This window comes from Modestobacter marinus, assembly GCF_011758655.1.
Classification (GTDB): domain Bacteria; phylum Actinomycetota; class Actinomycetes; order Mycobacteriales; family Geodermatophilaceae; genus Modestobacter; species Modestobacter marinus.
Genome location: NZ_JAAMPA010000003.1, coordinates 178788 through 204196, shown reverse-complemented (window position 1 = coordinate 204196; position 25409 = coordinate 178788). Strand labels below are relative to the sequence as shown.

Here is a 25409-nt window from a genome sequence, read left to right as displayed (position 1 = left end):
ACCACTACGTGACCGATTCCCCCGACCTCTCCCTCGACCCCATCATGCGGATCTTCGAGGCACGGATGCACCGCGGGACAGGCGCAGGATCTTGGATATCTCTGGGGGCCGGGATCGGTGTCGCGGGTGCCGTGACCCCGATCAGCTCTGCTTCGCTGTTCGAGTCGGCGCAGAGGCACGCCAGCCGAGGGCTGCGCGCTCGAGCTGGGTCAGAGCACGATGACGCTTCCCTGCAGCTCGGCATCATGCTCGAGCACCTGGCCAAGGCCTACCTGGCCAGTCTGCATCCCACCCTGGTGATGGACAGCAAATTCGACTTCTCCTCGCTCCTTCGGCTCGCCGGCCAGGGGCAGCGTGTCAAGCCGGGGCATGTCCTGAAGACGGTCGGCATGTGGGAAGCGCTCGTGCGGATCGGCACGATCCAGGCGACCGGCAACGACGGAGCGGGTAAGACCTTCGCCAACCGCTTCACCCTGGTCTTCCAGGCCCGCAACGGCGTCGCCCACATCGGGGACGACGGTGGCCTCGCCGATGAGGTAGCCCAGCTAGCCGTTCAGGGCGCAGACGAGATCCTGGTCCTGATGGGCCGCTCACTCAGCGAGCTGTTCGGCGACTTCACCTCCGTGGCCGAGGGACTCCGCGACCAGCACGGCACGAAGGTGCAGCAGAGGGTCGCCCTACTCGTAGCCCGCGCAAAGCAGGTCTTCAAGGAGCGCTACGGCGATCTGCCTGCGGAACAGCGAGCCACAGAGCTGGCCGCGACGGACAAGGTGGCCGCCGTCGGGATCGAAGATGAGCACGATCGAGCTGCCACGCCCTGCCCCGCTTGCGAGCGGGTCGGCATCCTCAGCGGCTCCGCGGACCTGGACTGGAACGCCGAGGAGACGGTCACCGAGGAGGGGCACAGCTTCTTTACAATCGGCCACCCCCGAGCCGTGCTGTTCCCCACCGCCTTCCGCTGCCCCTCCTGTGGTCTTCGACTGCAGGGCGGGGAGGAACTGGCGGCGGTTGCGCTGGATGCCAATCTCGAGCTTGGCCCTGCTCAGCTGGAGAGCCTGGAAGCGCACTACGCCCACCTCGATACCCAGCTCGACGTTCCTCCGGACGCTGACCAGCCAGATCTCTGAGCGCTGCGGACGCCGCCTCGCTGAGCTGCTTGAGAACTCGACCTGACCGTCCGAACAGCGGGATACCAATCTACGTGCGGGCCCGCTGAGCCGTTTCCAGGCATGCCGACATGGCGGGTTGGTCCGTAGACCAACCCCAGCCGGCTACGAGAGCCGCGTCTGCTGACCAGAGTCAGTCAGCCGGCGGCGCAGGCTTCTCCGGCTCAGCCCTACGGCCGATGATCCTGGGTGAGTTGAGGGCTCGGGCCAGCTGAACTATATGACCAGCCGGAGTCTTTTTGATCATCGAGCGCCCCTCCTGCCAGTTCACAGTCATCTGGATGACATAAATGACCCCCCAGACGATGGCCGCGAGTGCAGAGGTGTCGAAGACAGCAGCGGGCAGCATGTGTCGTCTCCAAGGCAGGCCGAAAGCCCCGAGGACATGGCGGAGCTTGACCCGGTTTCCCGGACACCTGACCTGAGGCGAGAATCGCCTGGGAGAGGAGTCCTGGATGCCTGCAGCCAAGCCGCTGGAGTTCCGTCGCCGTGCCGTGGAGCTGGCCCGCCAGCGGGAGAAGCCGATCGCTGAGATCGCCCATGATCTGGGGATCGCGGAGTCCTGCCTGCGGCGGTGGATGAAGCTCGATGACGTCGACGCCGGCCGGGTCGAGGGCACGACCAGCGATGAGAGGGCCGAGCTGGTGCGCCTGCGCCGGGAGCTGCGGGTCGCGAAGATGGAGATCGAGATCCTCAAGCGGGCCTCTGCCTACTTCGCCCGCGAGGTGCTCCCGGACCCAAAATAGCGTTCCGGCTGGTTCGTGAGCTCGCCGCCGACGGCTTCCCCGTGACGGTGACCTGCCGGATTCTGCGGGTCTCCCGCTCAGGCTTCTACGAGTGGAACGGCCGCCCACCATCGCTCCGGGCAGTCGCCGACGCGTCGCTGACCACGACGATCCGCGAGGTGCACGTCAGCTCTCGCGCCACCTATGGGGCGCCTCGGGTGCACGCCGAACTCCGTCTCGGTCTCGGGCTGGCGTGCGGGCGCAAGCGGGTCGCCCGGCTGATGCGCACCGCTGGGCTGGTCGGGGTCTGCCACCGGCGCAAGCACCGCCGCACCGGACCCCTGCCGGCACCGCACGAGGACCTGGTGCAGCGCCGGTTCGCCGCTGACGCACCGGACCGGCTGTGGGCCACCGACATCACCGAACACCCCACGGCCGAGGGAAAGGTCTACTGCGCCGCCGTGCTCGACGTGTTCAGCCGGACCATCGTCGGCTGGTCGATCGCTGACCACATGCGCTCTGAGCTGGTCGTCGACGCCCTGGAGATGGCCCGCTGGCGCCGCCGGCCAGCACCCGGCGCGATCGTGCACAGCGACCGCGGATCGCAGTACACCAGTTGGATCTTCGGGCACCGGCTCCGCTCGGCCGGGCTGCTGGGCTCGATGGGCCGAGTCGCCTCCAGCGTGGACAACACCATGATGGAGAGCTTCTGGTCGACCATGCAGCGCGAGCTCCTGGACCGCCGCCAGTGGTCGACCAGAGCCGAACTGGGCTCGGCGATCTTCGAGTGGATCGAAGGCTTCTACAACCCCCGACGACGCCACTCCGGCCTCGGCTACCGCAGCCCCGCAGAGTTCGAAGCCCTTCACACCGCCGCACTCACCGCGGCATGATCACCGAACCGAACGTGTCCGGAGAACCGGGTCAAGCTCCTGGCTGTCTCGGGGTGGCTTCGGCGGTTGTGGAAGCTCGCATGGCAGCGAGCACGGAACAGGACCGCGGCGCCTAAAGTCGCGTCCTGGATGTTGGTGAGCGCTAGCTCAGTCGCTCACCAAAGTCATGGGCCGGCGGTTCCGCCGATTCACCTGGCGTGAGGATCCGGCCACTTGGCCGAGAACCTCCGGCCGTGGCGCCGTGTTCGCCTCGGCGCCGGCTGGCCTGCGCAGTTACAGGCGCGCTTCGGACATAAGAAAGGCCCCAGCCGCTGAGCGGAGGGGCCTTGAGGTGTGAGTGGGCGTGCTTGTCCGACGCGTGTTCATCGCGACAGCCATCGAGCCTCGAGGCACGCGTGCAGGAGACAGGACCGGAAGCCCTAACGTCGCGCTCTCTCGGGGAAGAGTTCTGCGAGACGCTGGCCGGCTGCTCACGGCCGCCTGGTCGCTGGCGGGCCCGGAGAGAGGAGAGGCCCCAACCTCAGTGGTTGGGGCCTGGCGGCGGGCAGCGTTGTACGCGGCGCCCACTACAGTACAGCCGGCGCACCCGGGCTGCGAGGAGTCGGCGATGCTGCCCCGAGAGGGTGTACGGCCTGCCGCACTCCACACCCACAGACACGAAGAGCATTCCTCGATGCGCCTGCAGCAGTGCGGGACTCCACCGGCAGCCGCCCATCGCTCAGCGACTCACCGCTGGTCAGCGTCGGCTCGCCCTTCATGCTCGACCACAGTGTTCCTGCGCTTGGACCACGCGACCACGGGCGCGGCGGCCGGGTAGACGATGAGGCTGGCGGCCGCTCTGGCCCGGGCCCACCCCTTCTGCTTCCTGAGCTCGTGGGCGAACATCCGGCCGAGCCAGCCCGCACCACGTACCCAGTCCCTCGTCCTGGGCGCGGGGACGCCCTCGGGGGAGGCTGATCTGCTGCCGTGCCGGGTCCATCGCGGGCCGTTCTCTCAGCGGCCCAGGTCCGGGCCTGCCTCGGGAGCTAGGCGGCGCCGCTCGCCGGCTTGCTGGCGGGCGGCTGCGATCCGCTCAGCCGCGGTCGGTGCAGCCGTCGGCTTCCTGGTCGCGGGCTGCGGCGGGTGGGGAAAGTTCACCGCGGTGCGTGCCTGGTTGGCCAGCTTCATCAGCTCCGGCAGCGCCTCCAGGTCCTTGGGACGCCCGGCGGTCTCCTTGGACCGGATCACGTCACCCAGTGCCGCGACGCGCACGCGGACCTCACCCAGTGGCTTGTAGGTCGACCGAGCCACCAGGTCGTCGTACCCGCGGTCGAACGCTGCTGGCCGCATCGTGAGGTCCAGGTCCCCGTGCAGGGTTTGGAGGTTCAGCATCCGGTAGCCCGACAGGCTCCCCCGGTGGCGCTGAACGGCAGGCCCTCGGGGACCTCCTCGGTGCGCACACGTGCACTGAGGTCGCGCAGCGCGGCCGCGACCCGGTCGAGGTTCTCCCGGGTGATCTTGGGAGCGACGTCGATGTCACTGGTGGGCCGGCGGGCGCCGTGCATGCGGGCGGCATAGCCACCGACCATGACGTAATCCACCCGGTGCCGCTCCAGGGCGTCCAGAATGGGCCGGGGATCGAACTCAGTGCCCGACTCGGTCCCGGGCTGCAGCTCGCTCACGCGACAACAGTCCAGACCAGGGTGGCCAGCAGGAACGATTCTGAGAAAACCAACCCCGTGCTGAGGCTGACCATCGCCAGGTTGCCGCGCACGTCCTCTCGCAGCGGGGGCCGGCACTCACCACCGACGACGGCGGTCCGCAGGTGCACCAGCCCGACAAGGACGAAGCAAGCACACACGAACGCACCGACCACGGCAAGGGCATCGGTGACGCTCACGCCGGCGACGCTGCTCCAGCGTCGACCAGGGCGACCAGGGCGTTGTGTCGCCGATCGGTGGCCTCACGCTGCTGGGAACTCATGGCGGCGTAGCGGGCGTCCAGGATGTCGTCGTGGTCGTCGTAGTCATCGACCCGCACACGCATCTCCAGGTCGACCGCGGCCAGCAGCTTGCTCAGAGTCAGCAGGGACGGCTGGCGGGTCCCGGCCTCGATCCGCTCGACGGTGGAGCGGGGCACCTCGGCGAGCTCGGCGAGCTGGGCCTGGGTGACCCCGGCCTTGGCCCGGGCAACCCGCAGCAAGTTCCCGGCCAGGCGTTCCGTGTTCCGCGTCGTAGTCGGTCCCATCGTGGCCACACCTAACCGTAGCCAACTGGCAGGTCGGCGGCTAGTTGCTTGGGTGGTTTTTGGGTGACAGTCAGGCGGTGAGGATGACGTCGCGGCAGAAGCAGCGGTATAGCTCCACGGCTCTTGCGCGCCCGCGGGTCCGGCGGGTTCCGGCGCGGGGCCAGGGGGCCGAGACCGCACAGGTTGACTAAAAACTTTGATACTTGGAGACTTTACGTGTTGAAGTTTTTTTGTCCGAGAGGATTCACCATGCGCAAGATCGAGATCGACGACGAGGTATACGCGCTCCTGCAGCGCTACGCTCGCCCCTTCGAGGACCGGGAGAACGACGTCCTCCGTCGACTGCTGTTCGCCGATGACGCCTCGTTCGAGCCAAAGGCCGCCAGTCGACCAGGGGACCTCCTGCCGTACCTGGACGCAGGACTACTCGAGGTCGGCGACGAGCTGGTCCACGAACAGCCCCGAAAGGGTCGCGTCCATCGCGGAACGGTCACACCCGACGGTGGCATCAAGGTGGGCGGCGAGGTCTACCCGAAGGTGTCTCCCGCACTGAAGGCCGTGGTCGGGCACGAGATCAACGGTTGGGGTCAGTGGGTGCTCACCCGCACAGGCCAGCGGTTGCAGGACGTGCGCGAGGAGCTGCGTCGCCGGGAGTCCGACGAGAGCGCCGCCTGATCGAACAGGCAGCTCGCACACCAGAGTGCTCCAGTTGCTCACCGCTCCGCGCCGCGCACGCTCCCAACAGGGCGCCTACACCAGGAAGAAACCCTCGGTTGCAGCCGGGGATCCTGGGGCGGCGGTCTTCGCCCCACAGGATTGTCGGTGGCCGCCGGTAGCCTCCGTCCCGACCGAGGACCTGAAGGCCCACCGGCCACCACTATCCACAGGCGGGTGTGCACATGTTGTGGCCCATCCTGTGCACAACCACAACATGTTGGGGTTTCTTACCGGTGGGAGGCGCGGCGAAGCACAACGGTGTGATACGACTACTCCTAGGCAGCACAAAGCCCCGGAAGGTCCGGGGTGGGACCGTTCCGGGGCTTGGTGTTCCTCTTGGCGAGAGGGAACCCGAAGCTACAGGTCGCCGACGCCGTCCGCGGACCGCGGGGGCTTCGGTCGGGACTCCAGAGGCTGTCGGGAAGGAGATGCCGATGCCTCGCGTCGTGCGTACGACGAAGGTCGTTCGGGTCCCGGTCAAGGTGACCCGCACGGTCACCATCCGGGTCAAGCCGCGCTGATCAGCGGCACCTCCGGGTGTCGCTGATCGCCGCCGGCTCCAGTCTCACGTTGGCTTCTGCGGTCGGTCCTGTCCGCAGAACCAGCGTCTGGCTTGAGCCGGTCATCCGCTCACTGTCCTACCTCTGGAGGCCCTCGTGGCTGCAAAGAATCAGACCGGTAAGGCCGCCGCCCAAGCAGCGTCGAAGGTACTGCGCGACGGTCGGACGTCCAAGGAGTCCAAGACCGCCGCGGGCAGTGCCCTGTCGCAAACGCCCAGCCGGCGCAGGGGCAAGTAGTTCAGCCTTCTGACCGGACGGGGCCCTGGCGACTTCGGTCGCCAGGGCCTCGCTCATCCAGCGCCAAGGGCGCGCCCTTCGGTGACGATTCAGCCGTTGGCCACGCGGGTGGCCCCCGCCTCACGGCGAGGCACTCCGTGCTTGTCCAGGATTCTTCGCACCGCGGTCTGGGAGCGGTCGACCAATTCGCCGACCTGTCACAGGGACCGGCCGGATCCATACTGCTCGAGAACGTAGGCCTCCAGCTGCGCTTGCAGCTCGGCGCTGGGCACGGTGCCGGTGCGTGCGGTGCCGGCGAACTGCGGCAGGGGCCGCAGCCTGGACCGGGGCGGGTAGGGCACCCGGCGAGTGTGCTCAACCCCGGGCGGGCCAGGCCATGAGCGGGGGCACCTTGTCCCCGAGATAGGTGATGCCGCTGGCGGGGTCGGTGGTCTCTTCGCAGTGTTCGTGGCTGCCGCCGATGTGGGCGATCTAGGCCAGCAACAGGGTGAGTCCGCGACGGTCCAGGCCAGAAGCCAGGTCACCGAGGTCGGCGGGTTGGCCGTCAACAAAGGGATGCGGCGGCGCGCAGCACCCGCAGCTCGCCGCTGCTGCCGAAGATGCGGCCCGCAGCGAGGGCGGGATCGTGGACATGCGCGAGCTCATCGGGTCGCCCTTCGAGCTGGAGCACTGCCCGGCTCGGGAAGGCCTACGGTGAGCTGGCCAGGTCCAGCGCTCCCCCGCCCTGGTCGACGAGGCATCCCGCGCACGCCGTCCACGCGCCCGAGCGGGGATGTGGTCGTCCCCATCGACGGAGACGGCCGCCTCCCCGTCCGGGGAGGCGGCCGTCCTGCGGCGGGTGAGCGGGGTCGCCCACGGCCACCCGACCCGTCACGCACCCGCGCCGTGCGGGACCGCGAGGAGCACCGTGGTCAGCGGGTGCCGGTGAGCTCCAGGGCGTCGGCGGGCACCGAGGACATGTCCGGCCCGGAGAGCCGGGTGCGCTTGAGCTCCCAGAAGTCGGGGAGGTTGGCCAGCAGGACGGCGCCGTCGAAGGCCTTGCCGGCGTCCTCGCCGGTGGGCACCTTGCTGATCACCGGACCGAAGAAGGCGACGCCGTCGATGTGCATGACCGGGGTGCCGACGTCGTCGCCGACCGGGTCCATCCCCTCGTGGTGGCTCTTCTCCAGCGCCTCGTCGTACTCGGTGGAGCCGGCGGCCTCGGCCAGCTCGGCGGGCAGGCCCACGCGCTCCAGGGCCGGCGCGATGACGTCCTCGATCTCCAGGCCGTCGTGGTGCCGCAGCGAGCCCATCGCGGTGTAGAGGTCACCGAGCACGGCGTCCCCGTGCTGCTGAGCGGCGGCGACCGCCACCCGCACCGGGCCGATCGCCTTGGCCATCATCTCCTGGTACTCCTCGGAGAGGTCGCGGCCGCGGTTGAGCACCGACAGCGACATGACGTGCCAGTGCAGGTCGATGTCGCGGACCTTCGCCGCCTCCAGCACCCAGCGGCTGGTGAGCCACGCCCACGGGCACAGCGGGTCGAACCAGAAGTCGACGCGGGCCTTCACGGGTGAGCTCTGCACTGCCTCGGTCATGGTGCTCCTCAGTCTGTCGTGGGTGCGGCGGGCCGTCGGTCGGGCGACACCCGGTCCTCTGGGCCGACCAAGTCGGGCCGTCCCCGGCTTGTTCCCCGCTCCCTCCGGGACCACACCGGAGGAGACCGTCGTCCCCGCATGGGAAGCTCCGGGGCGTGGCAGTTCCCAACCTGACTCGTGACGACGCCGCGGCCCGCGCCGCGCTGCTGGCCGTCTCCAGCTACGACCTCTTCCTGGACGTGACCGACGGCCAGGGCCATCCAGGCGAGGAGACGTTCCGCTCGGTCACCACCATCCACTTCGAGGCCCGCACGCCCGGCGCCGACACCTTCGTCGACCTGGTCGCCGAGCGGGTGCGCTCGGCGACGCTCAACGGCGTCGAGCTCGACGTCAGCGGCTACACCGAGGAGGGCGGCCTCGCCCTGCCCGGGCTGGCCGCCACCAACGAGCTGGTCGTCGACGCCGACTGCCGGTACTCCCGCACCGGCGAGGGCCTGCACCGCTTCGTCGACCCGGAGGACGGTCAGGTCTACCTGTACTCGCACTTCGAGCCGGCCGAGGCGAAGCGGATGTTCACCTGCTTCGACCAGCCCGACCTCAAGGCGACGTTCACCGTGCACGTCACCGCGCCGTTCGACTGGCAGGTCGTGAGCAACACCGGTGACCGCACGATCGAGGCCGGTGAGGCCGGGTCGCAGCTGGTGCACTTCACGCCGACCAAGCGCATCTCCACCTACCTGGTGGCCCTGGTCGCCGGGCCCTACGCCCGGGTCACCGACCTGCACGACGGCATCCCGCTGGGCATCTACTGCCGGGCGTCGCTGGCCCAGCACCTCGACCCGGAGGCGATCTTCGCGGTCACCAAGGCCGGGTTCGACTTCTACCACCGGGTGTTCGACTACCCGTACCCGTTCGACAAGTACGACCAGCTCTTCGTCCCCGAGTTCAACGCCGGGGCGATGGAGAACGCCGGGTGCGTGACGTTCCTGGAGGACTACGTCTTCCGGTCCAAGACCAGCCGGGCGCGCTACGAGCGGCGCGCCGAGACGATCCTGCACGAGCTGGCGCACATGTGGTTCGGCGACCTGGTGACCATGCGCTGGTGGGACGACCTGTGGCTCAACGAGTCCTTCGCCACCTACATCTCCACGCTCTGCCAGGCCGAGGCCACCGAGTACACGACCGCGTGGACGACGTTCGCCAACACCGAGAAGTCCTGGGCCTACGCGCAGGACCAGCTGCCCTCCACCCACCCGATCGCCGCCGACATGGTCGACGTCGCCGCGGTGGAGGTGAACTTCGACGGGATCACCTACGCCAAGGGCGCCTCGGTGCTCAAGCAGCTGGTGGCCTACGTCGGGCAGGAGGACTTCCTCGCCGGGGTGCGCCGGTACTTCCGCAAGCACGAGTACGGCAACACCACCCTCGACGACCTGCTCAGCGAGCTGTCCGAGGCCTCGGGCCGCGACCTGTCCGACTGGTCGGCCCAGTGGTTGCAGACCAGCCAGGTGAACACCCTGCGCCCGGTGTACGAGCTCGACGAGTCCGGCCGGTACGCCTCCTTCGCGATCGAGCAGACCGCCGTCGCCGCGCACCCCGTGCTGCGCCGGCACCGGCTGGCGGTCGGCCTCTACAGCTCCGGGCCCGACGGGCTGACCCGGTCGCACCGGGTGGAGCTGGACGTCGACGGCGCCCGCACCGAGGTCGCCGAGCTGGTCGGCCACCCCGCCGCCGACCTGGTGCTGGTCAACGACGACGACCTGACCTACGCCAAGCTGCGCCTCGACGAGCGGTCACTGGCCACCCTGCGCAGCCAGATCGGCGCCATCCCCGACCCGCTGCCGCGGGCGCTGTGCTGGTCGGCGGCCTGGGACATGACCCGCGACGGCGAGCTGGCGGCCCGCGACTGGGTCCAGCTGGTCCTCGCCGGCGTCGACGCGGAGACCGAGATCAGCGTCGTCCAGTCCCTGCTCGCCCGGGTGCAGTCGGCGCTGTCCTCCTACGCCGACCCGGCCTGGGCACCGACCGGCTGGACGATGCTGGCCGACAAGGCGCTGGCCGCGCTGCACAGCGCGGCTCCCGGCAGCGACGCCCAGCTGCAGTGGTCGCGCACGCTGGCGGCCGCGGCCCGCGGGGACGAGCACCTGGCGGCACTGCGGGGGCTGCTCGACGGGTCCCGCCCCGTCGAGGGCCTCACCGTCGACGCCGACGCCCGCTGGGCGTTCCTGCACGGCCTGGTCGCCGTGGGCGCCGCCGGCGACCCGGAGATCGAGGCGGAGGCCGCGCGGGACGCCACCGCCACCGGCGCCCGCCGAGCCGCGACCGCCCGGGCACTGCGGCCTTCGGCGGAGTCGAAGGCCGAGACCTGGGAGCGGGCGTTCACCGACGAGTCGATCGCCAACGCGGTGCACGAGGCGATGGTGGCCGGCTTCTGGCACCCGGCCCAGCAGGAGCTCACCGCCCCGTACGTGGACCGGTACTTCGCCGACATCAGCGGGATGTGGGAACGGCGTCCGGGCGAGATCGCCAAGAACGCCGTGGAGTACCTGTTCCCGAAGGTCGTCGAGCAGCGGACGCTCGCTGCGGCCGACACGTGGCTGGCCGAGCACGAGGGCCCGGCGCCGCTGCGCCGGCTGGTGAGCGAGGGCCGGGACGGCATCGCCCGGGCCCTGTGGGCGCGCAAGCGGGACGCTGCGGCAGCCGGCGAGGGATGACCCCGTGAACGCCAGCGGCCCAGGACTCCTCGAGTCCTGGGCCGCTGGCGTGAGGCCCCCTGCCGGGGCCCACCGCGAGCTTGCGAGTGGTAGGGGCCGGGGGTCCTTTCTCAGTGGGCGTTGCGGCGTGCGGGGTGACCGGCGGCGTCGGAGAGCTGTCGCAGCCCGTTGATGATCGCCCCGACCAGGTCGCCGGCGCCCAGCCGGCTGGTCATCGACAGCACGGCCAGGGCACACGCCCGGTCGGGCAGCCGGCGGGCGGCAGCCGTGCCGGTGACGATCTCCAGCACCCGCTGCCCGGGTGAGAGGGCGACCAGGACGCTGTTGGAGGTGTCCCCGCCGGAGCGGGAGTGCAGCTCCTCGGCGGTGGCCCGGGTGTCGGTGCCCAGCTCACCCACGTAGAGGGTGAAGCGCAGCCCGGTCTCCCGGGCCGACATGGTCAGCGCCTCGTCGAGCCGGGCGAGGTCGCGGTAGCTGAACGGCCCGGAGCCGGGCTCCATGACGGAGCTGTTCCCGGTCTCCTTCGTCGCGCTGGGCCCGTACTGGTCAGGGGCCGGTTTCCGGTTGAGCTGCTGGGTCATCGCGGGGAGGTCTCCGGAGGAAGAGGGGCGCTGGGCGGCAGAGGTGCTCATGACGCCGTCACCAGGTCCCACGGGCGCCGCCGGCCGCGGTGCGCCGGACGCTGTCGGGTTCGGCCACGTGCGGGCGCTGGCCGATGGCCAGCGCCGAGGCGGTGGCGCCCAGCCGCGAGGCCCCGTGCCCGGCACCGGGCGCGTCCTCCGCGTGGCCGCCGACCACACCCGGGACGTCGGGGTGCGGCTCGTACCAGAGGGGCGCGTAGTCCCAGGACTGCCCGGGGCGGTACTTGGTGCGGTCCTTGCTGCGGCCGGGGAACAACGTCACCGCGGCGAACAGCAGCACGATCACCAGCGGGACGACGCCGTAGATGAGCACGGTCTCGAGCACGGACATGGGGGCAATCTACCGGGACCACCGATCACCGGCCCGGCAGGACGGGTCACCACAGCGCCGGGTGTCGGTGCGCCCACGGCCGCGCCTCCTCCAGCTGCGCGGACAGCGAGATCAGCGTCGCCTCGTCGGCCGGGCGGCCCACCAGCATCGTGCCGACGGGCAGCCCACCCGCCGTCCACCACAGCGGCACGCTGACGGCCGGCTGACCGGTGACGTTGTAGACCGCCGGGAAGGCCGCGTACCGCTTCTGCCGCTCGAAGTCGGCCGCCCCGTCGCCGTCCCCGTCGAACCAGCCCACCGGCCGCGGCGGCAGCGTGCAGATCGGGGCCAGCAGCACGTCGTAGCGGCTGATCGCCTGGACGAAGCGGCGGGCGAAGACCCGCAGCGTGAACATCGCCTGCATGGCGTCCCGCGCGCTCAGCGCCAGCCCGCGGTCCCGCAGGAAACGGGTCAGCGGCCGCAGCCGGTCCAGCTGGGAGGGGGGCACGGGCAGCGTGGTGGCCGACAGCGCCCACACCACCTCGAAGGCGGGGAACACCTCCGGGGTGAGTGGCGCGGCCGGCAGGTCCTCGACCTCGTGGCCGAGGTCGGACAGCAGCACCGACGCGTCCTCGAACGCCGCCCGGACCTCGGGGTCCAGGTCGGCGCCGGGCATGCCGGAGTCCAGGTAGCGGCCGATCCGCAGCCGGCCCGGCGGGCGGTCGGCGTAGCCGAGGAAGGTCTCCCCGGGCGGGGGCGGCGGGGCCCAGAACGGGTCACCGGGCACCGGCCCGGCCATCGCGTCGAGCATCGCGGCGGCGTCCCGCACGGTGCGGGCCAGCGGCCCCTGCACACCCAGGCCGGTGGTCTCGCTGCCCAGCGGGGCGTTGCTCACCCGGCCCCGGCTGGGCTTGATGCCGAACAGCCCGTTGATCCCGGCCGGGATGCGGATCGAGCCGCCGCCGTCGGAGCCGTGGGCGAACGGCAGCAGCCCGGCGGCCACCGCAGCAGCCGCGCCACCGCTGGAACCGCCGGCCAGCAGCGAGGGCTCCCACGGGCAGCGGGCCGGTCCGGCGAGGTCGTTGTCGGTGTAGCAGGGGAAGCCGAACTCGGGGGTGTTCGTCTTGCCCAGGCTGATCGTGCCGGCCGCGGCCAGGGCGGTGACCACGGCGTCGTCGACGGCCGGCACGAAGTCGGCCAGCACGGCCGACCCGAAGGTGGTGCGCACCCCGGCGGTGTTGGCCAGGTCCTTGATCGCGGTCGGGACGCCGTGCAGCGGTGGCAGGTCCCCGCCCGCCAGGACCGCCCGGTCGGCTGCCGCCGCTGCGGCGCGCGCCCGGTCGGGGGTGACGGTCAGGAACGCCCCGACGGCGGTGTCCAGCGCCTCGATGCGGGCCAGGGAGTGCTCCACGAGCTCGGTGGGGCTCACCTCCCTCGCGCGGACCGCAGCTGCCTGCTCCAGGGCGGTCAGGTCGTGCAGCTGGGTGCCGGTCGAGGAGGTCACCTCCCGGACGCTAGCCGCCACCGGCAGGATCTCCCCGTGGACCTCTCCCGCGCCGCCGCCGCAGCCGCCGACGCCACCGACCCGCTGGCCGGGTTCCGCTCGCGGTTCACCGGCACCGACGACGACGGCCCCGACCGGCTGCTCTACCTGGACGGCAACTCCCTGGGCCGGCTGCCGACGGAGACCCCCGCCGCCGTCGCCCGGGTCGTGGAGCAGGAGTGGGGGCAGGGCCTGGTCGGCTCCTGGCGCGACTGGGTCCAGCAGTCCCGCCGGATCGGTGACGTCCTCGCCGAGGGGGTCCTGGGCGCACAGCCCGGTGAGGTGCTGGTCGGGGACACGACGAGCGTCGACCTGTACAAGCTGCTGGTCGCCGCGGCCGACGCCCGGCCGGGCCGCGACGTGCTGGTCTGCTGCGCCGACGACTTCCCCACCGACCGCTACATCGTGGCCGGGGTGGCGCAGGCGCGGGGGATGACGGTGCGCGAGGTGGCCGCGCACATCGACACCGGCCTGGACCTCGACGTGCTGGCCGGCGCGCTGGACGAGCGGGTCGCCGTCGTCGTCCTCTCGCAGGTGGCCTACCGCTCGGGCGCGCTGATCGACATCGCCGAGGTGACCCGGCTGGCCCGCGAGGCTGGCGCCCTGGTGGTGTGGGACCTCAGCCACGCCGCCGGCGCCGTGCCCGCCGACCTCACCGCGGCCGGCGCCGACCTGGCCGTCGGCTGCACCTACAAGTACCTCAACGGCGGGCCCGGCGCCCCGGCCTTCCTCTACGTGCGCCGCGAGCTCCAGGAGCAGCTGCGCCAGCCGATCTGGGGGTGGTTCGGGCAGCGCGACCAGTTCGCGATGGGGACGGCGTACGACCCGGCCGACGGCGTGGACCGGTTCGCCGTCGGCACCCCCCCGGTGCTGGCCATGGCCGCGGTCGAGGTCGGCGCCCGGCTGACCGCGGAGGCCGGCATCGAGCGACTGGCCGCCAAGGGCCAGGCCCTGACCGAGCTGGTGATCGCACTGGCCGACGAGTGGCTGACCGGGGACGGGGTCACCGTCGCCTCACCGCGGGAGGCGGCCCGGCGCGGGTCGCACGTCAGCCTGGCGCACCCGCAGGCGTGGCAGCTGACCCAGGCGCTGATCGACCGCGGCGTCGTCCCGGACTTCCGCACGCCGGACCGGCTGCGGCTGGGCCCGGCACCGCTGTACACCCGGTTCGTCGACGTCTGGGACGCGATGGCCCGGCTGCGCACCGTGCTCGCGGACCGGGCCCACGAGGCCTACCCGGTGGAACGCGCCCGGGTCACCTGACGAGGGCGCTCAGTCGGGCTCGGGGACGCCGATCGGGTTCTGCGCCGGCCACTCCCCCGCCGCCACGACCGCCCGGCGCACCGGCGTCAGCAGCTCGGCCAGCCGGTCGCAGCCGCGGTCGCCGAGCGCCGTCCACGGGCCCTGCGCCAGGCGGTCGGTGTCGGCCTCGACGGCCGCCCGCAGCGCGCTCCCGTCGGCGCTGAGCCCCCCGTCGGCCAGCAGGCCGCGCCCGGTGAGCTCCTCGGCGCAGGCCGTCCACTGCTCGGGCGACCAGCCGCGGGCCTTCTGCAGCCAGTCGGCCGACGTCGTCCCGGCCGCGGCGGTCAGCACCAGGGCCGGCAACCCGAGCAGTTCGTGGTGCAGCAGGACGGCGAGGTGGCCGTCCCCCCGGTGCTCGCGCAGCGTGGTCAGCGCCTGCCACAGCACCAGGTGCGGCTCCGCCGGCCAGGGCACGTCGGCGTTCGCCGCCGCCAGGGGCCGGCCGAGGACGTCGACGGCCTCGGCCGCCCGGCGGGCGAGCGTGGCGGCCTCCTGCGCCTCGGGTGAGCCGATCCACTGCGGCAGCGACCGCTGGACCGCGGCGTCCACCCCGGCCAGCCGGGCGGCCAGGGCGTCGGCCGGGGCGACCGCCGTCCAGACCTCGGGCACCCGCCGGGCGACGAAGTCCGGGGCGAACGACCCGAAGGTGGCCGTGACCAGCGCCGGTCCGACCGGCCCGAGGGGCGCGGCGCGGCCGGCGAAGTACCCGGCCCAAAAGCCGCGGAGCCCGGCGCCGGCGTAGGCGGTGCGGGCTTCGTCGGCGAAGTAGGTGAGGGCGTGGAACGGCTCGCCGAGTGCCCACAACCGCCGTGCTCCGTTGCTCACACGGGAGATCCTGCCAAGGTGCTCAAGCGCTCACCGAGTCGGGCATCCCGAGCCACTCCCGCCAGCGCGGGTCGACGGTGCGGTGCCCGAGCAGCCGCCAGGCGGCGCCGCTGGGGGCGCCGGGTGGGTGCGGCAACGACCAGCCCATCTCGGCCAGCGACCGGTCGGCCTTGGTGTGGTTGCAGCGCCGGCAGGCCGCGACGACGTTGTCCCAGCTGTGCGTACCGCCGCGACTGCGCGGCACGACGTGGTCGATGCTGGTCGCCGAGCCCCCGCAGTACACGCACGTCTGCCCGTCCCGGGTGAACACCGCCCGGCGGGACAGCGGCACCGAGACCGGGTAGGGCACCCGCACGTACCGGGTCAGCCGCACGACCACCGGGACGGCGACGGTGACCCGCTCGGCGTGCACCTCGTCGTCGGTGACGTCGACGGCCTCGGCCTTGGCGGCCAGGACGAGCACGATCGCGCGGCGGCTGGAGACCACGCACAACGGCTCGTAGGTGGCGTTGAGCAGCAACGTCGCGCCGATGGTGCAGGCTGCCGGGGACGGCGTGTGCGGACGGGCAGGCGCGTGCGGGCGGGACGGGGCGTCGCGTCGGGAGCCGGTGTGACCCGGCCCGGACGACGACCCGAGTGCGGTGATCGACACGGGACACCTCCGAGTGCCCCCGGCCACCGACGGCTTCGACAGCCCACGGGCACCCTCATCCTGCACTGACGACGGCGTTCTCTGCCATCGACCGACCCGACGGTGCGTCGGTGGCCGCAGCTACGGTCGGCGCGTGCGCTACCCCGATGCCCCCCGCCTGGACCTGGTCGACGACCTGCACGGTCACCCGGTCGCCGACCCCTACCGCTGGCTGGAGGACGCCGGGGACCCGCGCACCGTGGCCTGGGCCGCCGCGCAGGACGAGCTGGCCGCGGGCCTCCTCGCCGGCCTCCCGGCCCGTCCGGCGTTCGCCGACCGGCTGGCCGAGCTGGTGCACGCCGGTGCGGTGGGCATCCCGGTGTGGCGCAACGGGCGGGCGTTCTCCACCCGGCGCGACCCCGGCCAGGAGCACGCCGTGCTGCGGGTCACCGAGCCCGACGGCACCGTGCGGGTGCTGGTCGACCCGACGGCGCTGGACCCGGCCGGCACCACCACGCTGGACGCCTGGTCCCCCTCGTGGGAGGGCGACCGGCTCGCCTACCAGGTGTCGGTCGGCGGCGACGAGGAGTCGCAGCTGTTCGTCCTGGACGTCGGCACCGGCGAGCTGGTCGAGGGCCCGATCGACCGCTGCCGCTACTCCCCCGTCGGCTGGCTGCCCGGCGGGCAGGAGCTCTTCTACGTGCGCCGGCTGGCCCCCGGGCTCGTCCCGGCCGGCGAGGAGCAGTTCCACCGCCGGGTGTGGCGCCACCGGGTGGGCAGTGACCCCGCCGACGACGTCCTGGTGCACGGCGAGGGCAGCGACCCCTCCACCTACTTCGGCGCCCGCACCAGCGCCGACGGCCGCTGGCTGGTCGTCTCCGCCTCGGTCGGCACCGCGCCGCGGGACGACGTCTGGCTGGCCGACCTGGCCGGGGACGGGGTGCTCCGCGAGCTGCAGGTCGGCGTGGACGCGCAGACCTCGGCGTGGGTGGCCCGCGACGGCCGGCTGTGGCTGCACACCGATCGGGACGCTCCCCGCGGGCGGCTGGTGGTGGCCGACCCGACCGACCCGGCCGGCTGGGCCCCGGCTGCCTGGCAGGAGGTGGTCCCGCAGTCCGAGGACGGGGTGCTCGGCGACGTCGCCCTGGTCGACGGCCCGGACGGCGACCTGCGGGTGCTCGCCGTCCACGCGGTCGACGCCACCGACCGGCTCTCGGTGTGGGCCGCCGACGGTTCCGGCCGGCTCACCGAGGTGACCGCGCTCCCCCCGGGCAGCGTCGCCGGCGTCAGCGCACCGCCGGAGGGCGGCACGGCCGCCTGGGTCGGCTTCACCGACTACGCGACCCCACCGTCGGTGCTGCGCTGGGACGCCGCCGACCCCACCGCGCTCACCGCACACGAGCAGGCCCCGGTGGCCGGCAGCGTGCCCGCCGTGCAGGTGGTCGAGGCCCACGCGACCTCCCCGGACGGGACGCCGGTGCACCTGTTCGTGCTGTCGGCCACCGGCAGCCCCGACACCCCGCGCCCGACCGTGCTCTACGGCTACGGCGGCTTCAACGTCTCGCTCACCCCGGCCTACAGCGCGCAGGCCCTGGCCTGGGTGGCCGCCGGCGGGGTGTGGGTGGTGGCGAACCTGCGCGGCGGCTCCGAGCACGGCGAGGAGTGGCACCGGGCCGGGATGCGGGAGCACAAGCAGAACGTGTTCGACGACTTCGCCGCGGCCGCGGGCCACCTGGTCGCCGAGGGCTGGACGACGCCGGCGCAGCTGGCCGTGATGGGCGGCTCGAACGGCGGGCTGCTGGTGGGCGCCATGACCACCCAGCACCCCGACCTGGTGGCCGCCGTGGTCTGCAGCGCACCGCTGCTGGACATGGTGCGGTACGAGCTGTTCGGGCTGGGGCGCACCTGGAACGACGAGTACGGCACCGCCGCCGACCCGGTGGAGCTGGGCTGGCTGCTGGGCTACTCGCCGTACCACCGGGTGGTCGAGGGCACCGCGTACCCGGCGGTGCTGTTCACGACCTTCGAGTCCGACACCCGGGTCGACCCGCTGCACGCCCGCAAGCTCGCCGCCGCCCTGCAGCACGCGACGACGGCGGAGGCGCCGATCGTGCTGCGCCGGGAGCTGTCGGTGGGCCACGGCGCCCGGGCGGTCAGCCGCACGGTGGGGCTGGCCGCCGACCAGCTGGCCTTCCTGGCCGCGCACACCGGGCTGGTTCCCGACCGGGCCTGAGGAGGGCAACCGGCTGGTGCCTGCCCGGGCCTGCGGCGGGCACCAGCCCGGGCGGCTCACTGCAGATCGGCGAAGACGTTGTCCAGGTCCACGCCCTCGGGGATGATCCCGTCCTCGACGCCGAGTTCCAGCAACCGCTCCACCGAGCCCCGGTCGACCTCGGTCTGGTAGCTGGGCAGCGTGAGCTCCTGGGCGATCGCCGGCTCGATGTTCGTGTAGGAGCCGAGCACCTCGCGCACCGCGTCGGGGTGCTCGGTGGCGTACTGCTGGGCCTCGGCCATGGCGTCGGCGAACGCCTGCACGGTCTCCGGCTCCTCCGCGGCGTACTGGTCGGAGGTGAAGTACCCGGCGACGGTGAGCGCCTCGTCGGTCAGGGTGTAGGGCGCGGCGACCACCCGCATGCCCTGGCTGACCCCGACGGTGGCGAACGGCTCCACCGCGAACGCCGCGTCCACCGAGCCGTCGGCGACCGCGGCGACCATGTTGGGGAACGCCAGCTCCACGAACTGGATGGAGGAGGGGTCGCCACCGTCCTGCCGGACCGTCTCCCGGACGACGGTGTCGCTGATGTTGTTGATCGAGTTGATCGCGACCCTCGTCCCGGCCAGGTCGGCCGGCTCCTGCACCGGGCTGTCGGCCGGCACGATCACCGCCGCGAAGTCGGCAGCCGGGTCACCGCTGGCGGCCGAGCCCGGTGCGACCAGGGCCAGCGGGACGTCCCGCGACTCGGCCTGCAGCAGGCTGGTGATGTTGGAGAAGCCGAACTCGGCCTCCCCGGAGAGCACCGCCGGGACGATGGCGGCACCGCCCTGCGCCAGGAAGGGCTCCACCTCCAGGCCGTGGTCGGCGAAGATCCCGACCTCCTGGCCGAGGTACAGGGGTGCGACGTCCACGATCGGGATCGCGCCCACCCGCACGGTGGTCAGCTCAGCGGACCCCGCGCCGGAGGCCGCGGGCTCGGCCGCGTCGTCGTCCCCGCCGCCACAACCGGCGAGCACCAGGGCGCCGATCACCATCGAGCCCAGCACCATCGAGCTCTTCGACGTCCTGCGCACGCGTTCCTCCAGGGGGTCTCGCCACCCCCGGCGCACGGCGCTGCGGGTCGACGTTCGGACGGGTGGCGGCGGACGCTAGGTCGTGAGGCAGGTCACGTCAACGGGCCCTTCCGCCTCGTGGCAGCCACCATCCGGACGGCTGCCGAGCCTGTCGGTACCGGAACGCGGACGGCACGCCGACCGCCTCCACCGCCGGTGATCGACGGTGCACCACCGACCTGCCACACTCCCGCGTCATGGAACGGGCACGAGCGGTGATCGCCGCCCCCGGCGACAGGGGACGCTGCTGAGCCGGCCCCGCCCTCGGGCGGGCCGCGGGACCAGCCGGCCGGCCACCTACGGGCAGGTCTTCGCGGTCGCCGAGTTCCGGCCGCTCTTCGGCTCCTACCTGCTCTCCACCATCGGCGACGAGCTCGCCCGGGTGGCGCTCACCGTGCTCGTCTACCAGCGCACCCAGTCGGCGCTGCTGTCGGCGATCACCTTCGGCATCAGCTACCTGCCGTGGATCCTGGGCGGGCCGGTGCTGGCCGCACTGGCCGACCGGCTCCCCCGGCACCGGGTGCTCATCACCAGCGACGTCGTCCGCGCGGTGCTGGTGGCCGGCATGGCCGTCCCGGGCATGCCGCTGCCGCTGCTGCTGGGCCTGCTGCTGCTGGTGTCGCTGTGCTCGCCGCCGTTCGAGGCGGCCCGGTCGGCGCTGATGGCCGACGTGCTGGAGGACGACCGCTACGCCGTGGCCACCTCGCTGACCGGCATCACCGCCCAGGTCGCCCAGCTGATCGGCTTCCTGCTCGGCGGTGCCCTGCTGCTGCACTTCTCCCCGTCGGCCGCCCTGCTGCTCAACGCCGCCACGTTCGCGGTCTCCGCCGGCTGGCTGTCCCTGGGCCTCCGGCCCCGCCCGGCACCGGGCGCTGCCGACGCGGAGGCAGGGGTCGGTTCGCTGTGGCGGGAGACCGCCAGCGGCATGCGCTTCGTCGCCGCCAGCCCGCGGCTGCTGTCCATCGTCGGCGTCCTCTGGGTGGCGGCGCTGTTCGTCAACGCCCCGGAGGGCATCGCCACCCCGCTGGGCCTGCAGCTGCAGGGCACGACCGCCGCCACCGGCGTCCTGCTGGCCGCCGCGCCGGCCGGCACCGCCGTCGGCGGCGTGGTCGTGGGCCGGTTCTGCCCGCCGCACGTCCGCGAGCGGCTGCTGGCCCCGCTGGTGGCCCTGTCCCTCGGCGGCGTGCTGCTGGCCGGCCTGGTGCCGGTGTGGCTGGGCACCGGCACCGCCGCCTTCACCGCCGTGGTGGCGCTCTTCTTCGTCGCCGGGGTCGGCGGCGCCTGCTCCATCCCGCTGAACGTCGCCTTCGTGCAGGCCGTCCCCAGCGCCTACCGCGGGCGGGCGTTCGGCGTGGCGGCCGCCGGGCTCGCCGGCGTCCAGGGGCTCGGTGTCGTGCTGGCCGGGCTCGGCGCCGAGGCGCTGGCACCGAGCACGGTGGTGGCGCTGTCGGGCGGCATCGGCCTGGTCGTCGTCGTCGTCCCGCTCATCGCCCTGCGGCGCAGCCGACCCGCGGAGGTCACTGCCCGCGTGAGCCCCGCGCCGGTCCCTGGGGGACCATCGCAGTCATGAGCGAGACGAGCCGGTCGCTGCCCTCGGCGGACAGCTTCTACGACGAGATCGGCGGCGAGCAGACCTTCCGCACCCTCGTCGCGCACTTCTACGGCGCGGTCCGGGAGGACCCGGTCCTGCGCCCGATGTACCCGGCCGACGACTGGGACGGCGCCGAAACCCGGCTGCGGATGTTCCTGGAGCAGTACTGGGGCGGGCCGCGCACCTACTCCGAGGAGCGTGGGCACCCCCGCCTGCGGATGCGGCACGCCCCCTTCGCCGTCGACGCCGCGGCCCGGGACGCGTGGCTGACCCACATGCGCGCCGCCGTCGACTCGCTGGGGCTCACCGCCGAGCAGGACGCCACGTTGTGGGGTTACCTGGAGATGGCGGCGCACAGCATGCAGAACCGCTGAGGGAGCCCGCCGCCCCCCCACCTCCTGCGCGCCCGCGGCCGGTCCCGGCAGCAGCGCCATCCGACCGCACGACCCGAGGAGCCCCCGCTGAGCCAGCACCCGACGCCCGTCTCCCCCGCGACCGCCGACTGGTGGCGGGAGGCGGTGTTCTACCAGGTCTACGTGCGCAGCTTCGCCGACGCCACCGGCGACGGCGTCGGCGACCTGGCCGGCATCCGGGCGCACCTGCCGTACCTCGCCGAGCTCGGGGTCGACGCGCTGTGGATCACGCCGTTCTACCCCTCCCCGATGCACGACCACGGGTACGACGTCGCCGACCCCCGCGGGGTGGAGCCGGTGTTCGGCGACCTGGCCGGCTTCGACGCGCTGCTGGCCGACGCCCATGCGCTGGGCCTGCGGGTGACGATCGACCTGGTGCCCAACCACAGCTCACACGACCACGAGTGGTTCGCCGAGGCGCTGGCCGCCCCGCCCGGCTCGCCGGCGCGGGACCGATACTTCTTCCGCGACGGGTCCGGCCCGGACGGCGCCCAGCCGCCGAACAACTGGCCCTCGGTCTTCGGCGGCCCGGCGTGGACCCGGGTGCCCGACGGCCAGTGGTACCTGCACCTGTTCGCCCCCGAGCAGCCCGACCTGGACTACGCCAACGCCGAGGTCGTCGCCGACCTCGAGGAGACCCTGCACTTCTGGCTGGACCGCGGGGTGGACGGCTTCCGGATCGACGTGGCGCACGGGATGGCCAAGCCCGCCGGGCTGCCGGACATGGTCCCCGCCGAGGACACCGGCCTGTTCGCCGACGACGGCCCCGGCGACCTGCGGTTCGACCAGGACCACGTGCACGCCCTGCACCAGCGGGTGCGCACGGTGCTGGACCAGTACCCCGACCGGATGGCGGTGGGCGAGGTCTGGGTCTTCGACGACGAGCGGCTGGCCCAGTACCTGCGCCCGGACGAGCTGCACCTGGCGTTCAACTTCCGGCTGCTGACCGCCGAGTGGGACGCCGATGAGCTGCGCTCGGCGATCGAGCACTCGCTGGCCACGGTCGCCACCACCCCGGCGCCGGCCTGCTGGGTGCTGTCCAACCACGACCGTCCCCGGCACGTCACCCGCTACGGCGGCGGCGAGGTCGGCACGCGGCGGGCCCGGGCAGCCGCACTACTCCAGCTGGCCCTGCCCGGCGTCGCCTACGTCTACAACGGCGACGAGCTCGGCATGCCCGACGTCGACCTGCCCGACGAGGTGCTCCAGGACCCGATCTGGGAGCGGTCCGGACGGACCGAGCGCGGCCGGGACGGCTGCCGGGTGCCGGTCCCGTGGTCCGGCGAGCAGCCGCCGTACGGCTTCTCCACGACCGCCGACACCTGGCTGCCGATGCCCCCTGGCTGGGCGCCGCTGACGGCCGAGGCCCAGGCGGCCGACGCCGACTCGATGCTGTCGCTGTACCGGACGGCGTTGGCGCTCCGCCGCAGCTCCGCGGAGTTCGGGGGCGACGGCGTGGAGTGGCTGCCGGCACCGGAGGGCTGCCTGGTGTTCCGGCGACCCGGTGGGCTGGTGTGCCTGCTCAACCTCTCGGCCGCGCCGGTGCCGCTCCCGGAGGGCCGGGTGCTGCTGTCCAGCGCCCCGGTCGCCGACGGGTCGGTGCCGGTCGACGCGGCGGTGTGGCTGAGCTCCTGAGCCCCCTCGGGGGCGGGCAGCACCCGTCCGCCCGGGAGGCGGCCCGCTCCGCAGCCGGTAGCATCTGAGTGGTTGCACAGCGTCGCGGGGGGGCGCTGGGACCACCGTCCGCCGACCCGTGTCGGGGACCCTCTCGACGGAGGCTCGCCCGCCCATGACGCTGTTGCAGGTCGACGGTCTGACCAAGTCGTTCGGTGCCCGTCGGGTCCTGCGGGACGTCACCTTCAGCCTCGCCGAGGGTGAGGTCGTCGGGCTCGTCGGCACCAACGGCGCGGGCAAGTCGACCCTCGGGGACATCCTGGCCGGCATCACCGCGGCCGACTCGGGGGTCATGACCCTGCGGCGCCGCCCCTACGCCCCGCTGTCGACCGGGGACGCCCGCCAGCTGGGCGTCGGGGTGGTCGAGCAGCTCGTCCGGATCGACCCTGCGCTCACCGTCGCCCAGGCGGTCTTCCGCGGGACGCCGCAGGCCGGGCGACCGCGGGCCGAGCTGCGCCGGCAGGCGCAGGTGCTGCTCAGCGAGGTCACCCTCGACGTCGACCCGGACACCCTGGTCGGTGAGCTGCCGCACTTCCTGCACGGCGTGGTGGAGGTCGCCCGCGTGCTCGCCGAGGACACCCGGCTGGTGGTGCTGGACGAGGTGTCGGCGGCGCTGCTGCCCGTGGAGGTCAGCGCCCTGCACGCCGTCACCGCCCGGCTGGTGCGCCAGGGCCGGGGCGTGCTGTACATCAGCCACCGGTTGCCGGAGATGCTCGAGGTGGTCGACCGGGTGCTGGTGCTGCGGGACGGCCGGATCGCCCTCGACAGCCCGGCCGACACCCTCGACCCCGTGCGGCTCGCCGCCGAGACGGTGGGCGAACCGGTGCTGCCCGCGCCCCGGGTCGCCCCGGCCCCTCCCCGGACCCGGGAGGTCGCCGTCTCGCCGGCCGGGTCCCGGGCGGCACCGGCCGACGAGGTGGCCCTGGAGGTGCGCAACCTCCGGGTGCCCGGCACCGTCCAGGGCGTCGACCTGCTGGTGCACCGGGGCGAGGTGGTCGGCCTGACCGGGCACCGTTCCTCCGGCGTCGGCGAGATCGCCGGGGCACTGTCCGGGGAGCTGCCGGCGGTCACCGACGAGCTCCTGCTGCACGGTCAGCCCCGCTCGCTCGGCTCACCGGTCGAGGACGGCACCCTGCGGCTGCCCGCGTACCGCCCGGACGAGGACGCCTACGGTGTCGACCCCGGCGAGACCATCGCACGGACGCTCACCCAGGAGCGGCGGGGCGCACTGCCGGACCTGCAGAAGGAGATCGCCACCCTGCGCGGGGTGATCCGGACCGTCCACCGGATGGACGTGAAGACCCTCAGCATCCGCACCGTCTTCGGCGCACTGTCCGGCGGGGACCAGCACAAGCTCGCGCTCGCGCGGTGGATGGCCACCTCCACCGAGGACGTCGTCGTGCTGCACGAGCCCACCCGCGGCCTGGACGTCCTGGCCCGGGAGCAGGTGCGCCGGATGCTGGACGAGGCGACCGGACGGGGGACGTCCGTCGTCGTCGTGTCCGTGGACCCTGACGAACTCGCCGAGTGCTGTGACCGGGTCGGCATCGTCTCCAGCGGACGCGTCGCACACTGGATCGACACGAGCGGCCTCCCCGTCGCCGCGGTCCGCGAACGGATCGCCGAGGCCACCAGCACCCACAGCGCGGCCTGAGCCCGGTCGGCGTCGGCGCCTACCGCCCCGTCCGGGCGGTGCGTCGGCGCCGCGCGCCGTGTTCCGCCGAGGGTCCACCGTCGACGGGAGGGCCCCGTCCCCTCGTCCCGCGCACGCACGAGACGAGGGAGCGGGGGCCCTTCCTCAGACGGCGACGCCGGCGGCGACGGCCCGCAGCTTGTGCCGGGCGAGCGCCAGGTTCGCCGTGACGCGGTTGAGGACCAGGTAGATGAACAGCCCGGAGTTGCCCTCGCCCTTGAGCACGTTGATCAGGTGGTACTGGCCCTGCAGCGTGATGAGGACGTCCTCGATCTCGTCCTTGAGCTCCAGGTCGGCGATGGTGCGGAGCTTGGCGCGCACCACGTTGGAGTTCCCGGCAGCGGCGACGTTGAGGTCGAACCCCGGGGTGCCGCCGGCCGCGAGGGCCATCCCGCTGTCGATGTCGACGATCGCGGCGCCGCTGGCGCCGTCGATCGCGAGCAGGTCGGCGATGACGTTGTCGAGTTGTGCCACGGAGGGGGCTCCTGTCGTTCTCGGTGGGGGACGCAGCGGTGTGCTGCGCACCAGGTCAGGTGATCGGGGTCGGCCGGACGGGCCGGGCGCCTGGTGGTGCACGGGGCTCGGTCGTGCCCCCGGTGCCGTACCGGCACCGGGGACACCTCCTGGTGGGCCCTGCCGAGCCA

23 protein-coding genes are annotated in these 25409 nt (G+C 72.9%); 11 read left to right on the top strand and 12 right to left on the bottom strand.

Going from position 1 to position 25409, the window contains the following annotated elements; all coding sequences use genetic code 11:
- Positions 1-8 precede the first annotated feature (8 nt).
- The 3 genes from FB380_RS21935 (at position 9) to FB380_RS21925 (ending at position 2784) form a co-directional block, all read left to right on the top strand.
- A complete protein-coding gene (locus tag FB380_RS21935; RefSeq protein WP_166757477.1) occupies positions 9-1127 on the top strand; it encodes a hypothetical protein in 1119 nt (372 codons plus the stop codon).
- Positions 1128-1621: 494 nt separating this feature from the next.
- Entirely contained in the window at positions 1622-1912 is a 291-nt protein-coding gene (locus FB380_RS21930; protein WP_166756776.1) for a transposase, read from the top strand.
- Between the two features lie 47 nt (positions 1913-1959).
- Positions 1960-2784 (top strand): IS3 family transposase, encoded by an 825-nt coding sequence (locus FB380_RS21925; RefSeq protein WP_249523878.1) that lies wholly within the window; start codon positions 1960-1962, stop codon positions 2782-2784.
- Between the two features lie 993 nt (positions 2785-3777).
- Here the strand turns inward: FB380_RS21925 and FB380_RS21920 are convergent.
- Genes FB380_RS21920 through FB380_RS21905 form a run of 4 tightly spaced genes read right to left on the bottom strand, consistent with a single transcriptional unit; the run spans position 3778 to position 5010 of the window.
- Positions 3778-4155 carry a hypothetical protein gene (locus tag FB380_RS21920; RefSeq protein ID WP_166757476.1) on the bottom strand — a complete coding sequence of 126 codons (378 nt, stop codon included), beginning with the start codon at positions 4153-4155 and terminating at the stop codon, positions 3778-3780.
- On the bottom strand, positions 4149-4445 hold the full coding sequence (locus tag FB380_RS21915) for a hypothetical protein (protein ID WP_166757475.1): 297 nt from the start codon (positions 4443-4445) through the stop codon (positions 4149-4151). The genes FB380_RS21920 and FB380_RS21915 overlap by 7 nt, the downstream gene beginning before the upstream one ends.
- Positions 4442-4663: a hypothetical protein gene (locus FB380_RS21910; RefSeq protein WP_166757474.1), complete on the bottom strand. Its 222-nt coding sequence runs from the start codon at positions 4661-4663 to the stop codon at positions 4442-4444. The genes FB380_RS21915 and FB380_RS21910 overlap by 4 nt, the downstream gene beginning before the upstream one ends.
- Positions 4660-5010: a helix-turn-helix transcriptional regulator gene (locus FB380_RS21905; protein WP_166757473.1), complete on the bottom strand. Its 351-nt coding sequence runs from the start codon at positions 5008-5010 to the stop codon at positions 4660-4662. The genes FB380_RS21910 and FB380_RS21905 overlap by 4 nt, the downstream gene beginning before the upstream one ends.
- A gap of 249 nt (positions 5011-5259) precedes the next feature.
- On the opposite strand from FB380_RS21905, the gene FB380_RS21900 reads away from it, so the two are divergent.
- On the top strand, positions 5260-5685 hold the full coding sequence (locus tag FB380_RS21900; RefSeq protein WP_166757472.1) for a restriction system modified-DNA reader domain-containing protein: 426 nt from the start codon (positions 5260-5262) through the stop codon (positions 5683-5685).
- A gap of 1750 nt (positions 5686-7435) precedes the next feature.
- Here the strand turns inward: FB380_RS21900 and FB380_RS21895 are convergent.
- Entirely contained in the window at positions 7436-8101 is a 666-nt protein-coding gene (locus tag FB380_RS21895) for a DsbA family oxidoreductase (protein ID WP_166757471.1), read from the bottom strand.
- 155 nt (positions 8102-8256) lie between these two features.
- Here FB380_RS21895 and pepN point away from each other — a divergent pair, with 155 nt between their 5' ends.
- A complete protein-coding gene (gene pepN / locus FB380_RS21890) occupies positions 8257-10815 on the top strand; it encodes an aminopeptidase N (protein WP_166757470.1) in 2559 nt (852 codons plus the stop codon).
- Between the two features lie 110 nt (positions 10816-10925).
- On the opposite strand, the gene FB380_RS21885 is transcribed toward pepN, so the two are convergent.
- The 3 genes from FB380_RS21885 to FB380_RS21875 are packed head-to-tail and all read right to left on the bottom strand — an operon-like array spanning position 10926 to position 13270.
- A complete protein-coding gene (locus FB380_RS21885) occupies positions 10926-11447 on the bottom strand; it encodes a DUF5130 family protein (protein ID WP_166757469.1) in 522 nt (173 codons plus the stop codon).
- A gap of 7 nt (positions 11448-11454) precedes the next feature.
- On the bottom strand, positions 11455-11787 hold the full coding sequence (gene ctaJ, locus FB380_RS21880; protein ID WP_166757468.1) for an aa3-type cytochrome oxidase subunit CtaJ: 333 nt from the start codon (positions 11785-11787) through the stop codon (positions 11455-11457).
- A 46-nt stretch (positions 11788-11833) separates the two neighbouring features.
- On the bottom strand, positions 11834-13270 hold the full coding sequence (locus FB380_RS21875) for an amidase (RefSeq protein ID WP_166757467.1): 1437 nt from the start codon (positions 13268-13270) through the stop codon (positions 11834-11836).
- 36 nt (positions 13271-13306) lie between these two features.
- Between FB380_RS21875 and kynU the strand changes: the two genes are divergently transcribed.
- Complete coding sequence (kynU, locus tag FB380_RS21870) at positions 13307-14572, top strand: kynureninase (protein ID WP_166757466.1); 1266 nt, start codon at positions 13307-13309, stop codon at positions 14570-14572.
- Between the two features lie 9 nt (positions 14573-14581).
- Here the strand turns inward: kynU and FB380_RS21865 are convergent, their stop codons facing one another.
- Both FB380_RS21865 and FB380_RS21860 read right to left on the bottom strand, forming a co-directional pair.
- Entirely contained in the window at positions 14582-15436 is an 855-nt protein-coding gene (locus tag FB380_RS21865; RefSeq protein WP_188959677.1) for an SCO6745 family protein, read from the bottom strand.
- A 22-nt stretch (positions 15437-15458) separates the two neighbouring features.
- Positions 15459-16088: an HNH endonuclease gene (locus FB380_RS21860; protein ID WP_229682274.1), complete on the bottom strand. Its 630-nt coding sequence runs from the start codon at positions 16086-16088 to the stop codon at positions 15459-15461.
- Positions 16089-16221: 133 nt separating this feature from the next.
- Here FB380_RS21860 and FB380_RS21855 point away from each other — a divergent pair, with 133 nt between their 5' ends.
- Positions 16222-18300 carry a prolyl oligopeptidase family serine peptidase gene (locus tag FB380_RS21855; protein WP_166757465.1) on the top strand — a complete coding sequence of 693 codons (2079 nt, stop codon included), beginning with the start codon at positions 16222-16224 and terminating at the stop codon, positions 18298-18300.
- A gap of 56 nt (positions 18301-18356) precedes the next feature.
- Here FB380_RS21855 and FB380_RS21850 read toward each other — a convergent pair whose 3' ends face one another.
- Positions 18357-19355 (bottom strand): ABC transporter substrate-binding protein, encoded by a 999-nt coding sequence (locus FB380_RS21850; RefSeq protein WP_208383946.1) that lies wholly within the window; start codon positions 19353-19355, stop codon positions 18357-18359.
- Positions 19356-19560: 205 nt separating this feature from the next.
- Here FB380_RS21850 and FB380_RS21845 point away from each other — a divergent pair, with 205 nt between their 5' ends.
- The 4 genes from FB380_RS21845 to FB380_RS21830 all read left to right on the top strand — a co-directional run bounded on the left by FB380_RS21845 (position 19561) and on the right by FB380_RS21830 (position 24726).
- Positions 19561-20964: an MFS transporter gene (locus FB380_RS21845; RefSeq protein ID WP_229682275.1), complete on the top strand. Its 1404-nt coding sequence runs from the start codon at positions 19561-19563 to the stop codon at positions 20962-20964.
- Positions 20961-21359: a globin gene (locus FB380_RS21840; RefSeq protein ID WP_166757464.1), complete on the top strand. Its 399-nt coding sequence runs from the start codon at positions 20961-20963 to the stop codon at positions 21357-21359. The genes FB380_RS21845 and FB380_RS21840 overlap by 4 nt, the downstream gene beginning before the upstream one ends.
- Positions 21360-21503: 144 nt before the next feature.
- Complete coding sequence (locus FB380_RS21835) at positions 21504-23033, top strand: glycoside hydrolase family 13 protein (protein ID WP_229682276.1); 1530 nt, start codon at positions 21504-21506, stop codon at positions 23031-23033.
- Between the two features lie 154 nt (positions 23034-23187).
- The gene (locus tag FB380_RS21830) at positions 23188-24726 is read left to right on the top strand and encodes an ATP-binding cassette domain-containing protein (RefSeq protein WP_166757463.1); all 1539 of its coding nucleotides are present in this window, start codon (positions 23188-23190) and stop codon (positions 24724-24726) included.
- Between the two features lie 144 nt (positions 24727-24870).
- On the opposite strand, the gene FB380_RS21825 is transcribed toward FB380_RS21830, so the two are convergent.
- Entirely contained in the window at positions 24871-25239 is a 369-nt protein-coding gene (locus FB380_RS21825) for a hypothetical protein (RefSeq protein ID WP_166757462.1), read from the bottom strand.
- Between the last annotated feature and the right edge of the window lie 170 nt (positions 25240-25409).

Bases quoted from the DNA above. Each gene is read 5' to 3' on its own strand.
- FB380_RS21930 (WP_166756776.1), top strand. From the start codon at position 1,622: ATGCCTGCAGCCAAGCCGCTGGAGTTCCGTCGCCGTGCCGTGGAGCTG.
- FB380_RS21920 (WP_166757476.1), bottom strand. From the start codon at position 4,155: ATGCTGAACCTCCAAACCCTGCACGGGGACCTGGACCTCACGATGCGG.
- FB380_RS21905 (WP_166757473.1), bottom strand. From the start codon at position 5,010: ATGGGACCGACTACGACGCGGAACACGGAACGCCTGGCCGGGAACTTG.
- FB380_RS21900 (WP_166757472.1), top strand. From the start codon at position 5,260: ATGCGCAAGATCGAGATCGACGACGAGGTATACGCGCTCCTGCAGCGC.
- FB380_RS21895 (WP_166757471.1), bottom strand. From the start codon at position 8,101: ATGACCGAGGCAGTGCAGAGCTCACCCGTGAAGGCCCGCGTCGACTTC.
- FB380_RS21885 (WP_166757469.1), bottom strand. From the start codon at position 11,447: ATGAGCACCTCTGCCGCCCAGCGCCCCTCTTCCTCCGGAGACCTCCCC.
- ctaJ (WP_166757468.1), bottom strand. From the start codon at position 11,787: ATGTCCGTGCTCGAGACCGTGCTCATCTACGGCGTCGTCCCGCTGGTG.
- FB380_RS21840 (WP_166757464.1), top strand. From the start codon at position 20,961: ATGAGCGAGACGAGCCGGTCGCTGCCCTCGGCGGACAGCTTCTACGAC.
- FB380_RS21830 (WP_166757463.1), top strand. From the start codon at position 23,188: ATGACGCTGTTGCAGGTCGACGGTCTGACCAAGTCGTTCGGTGCCCGT.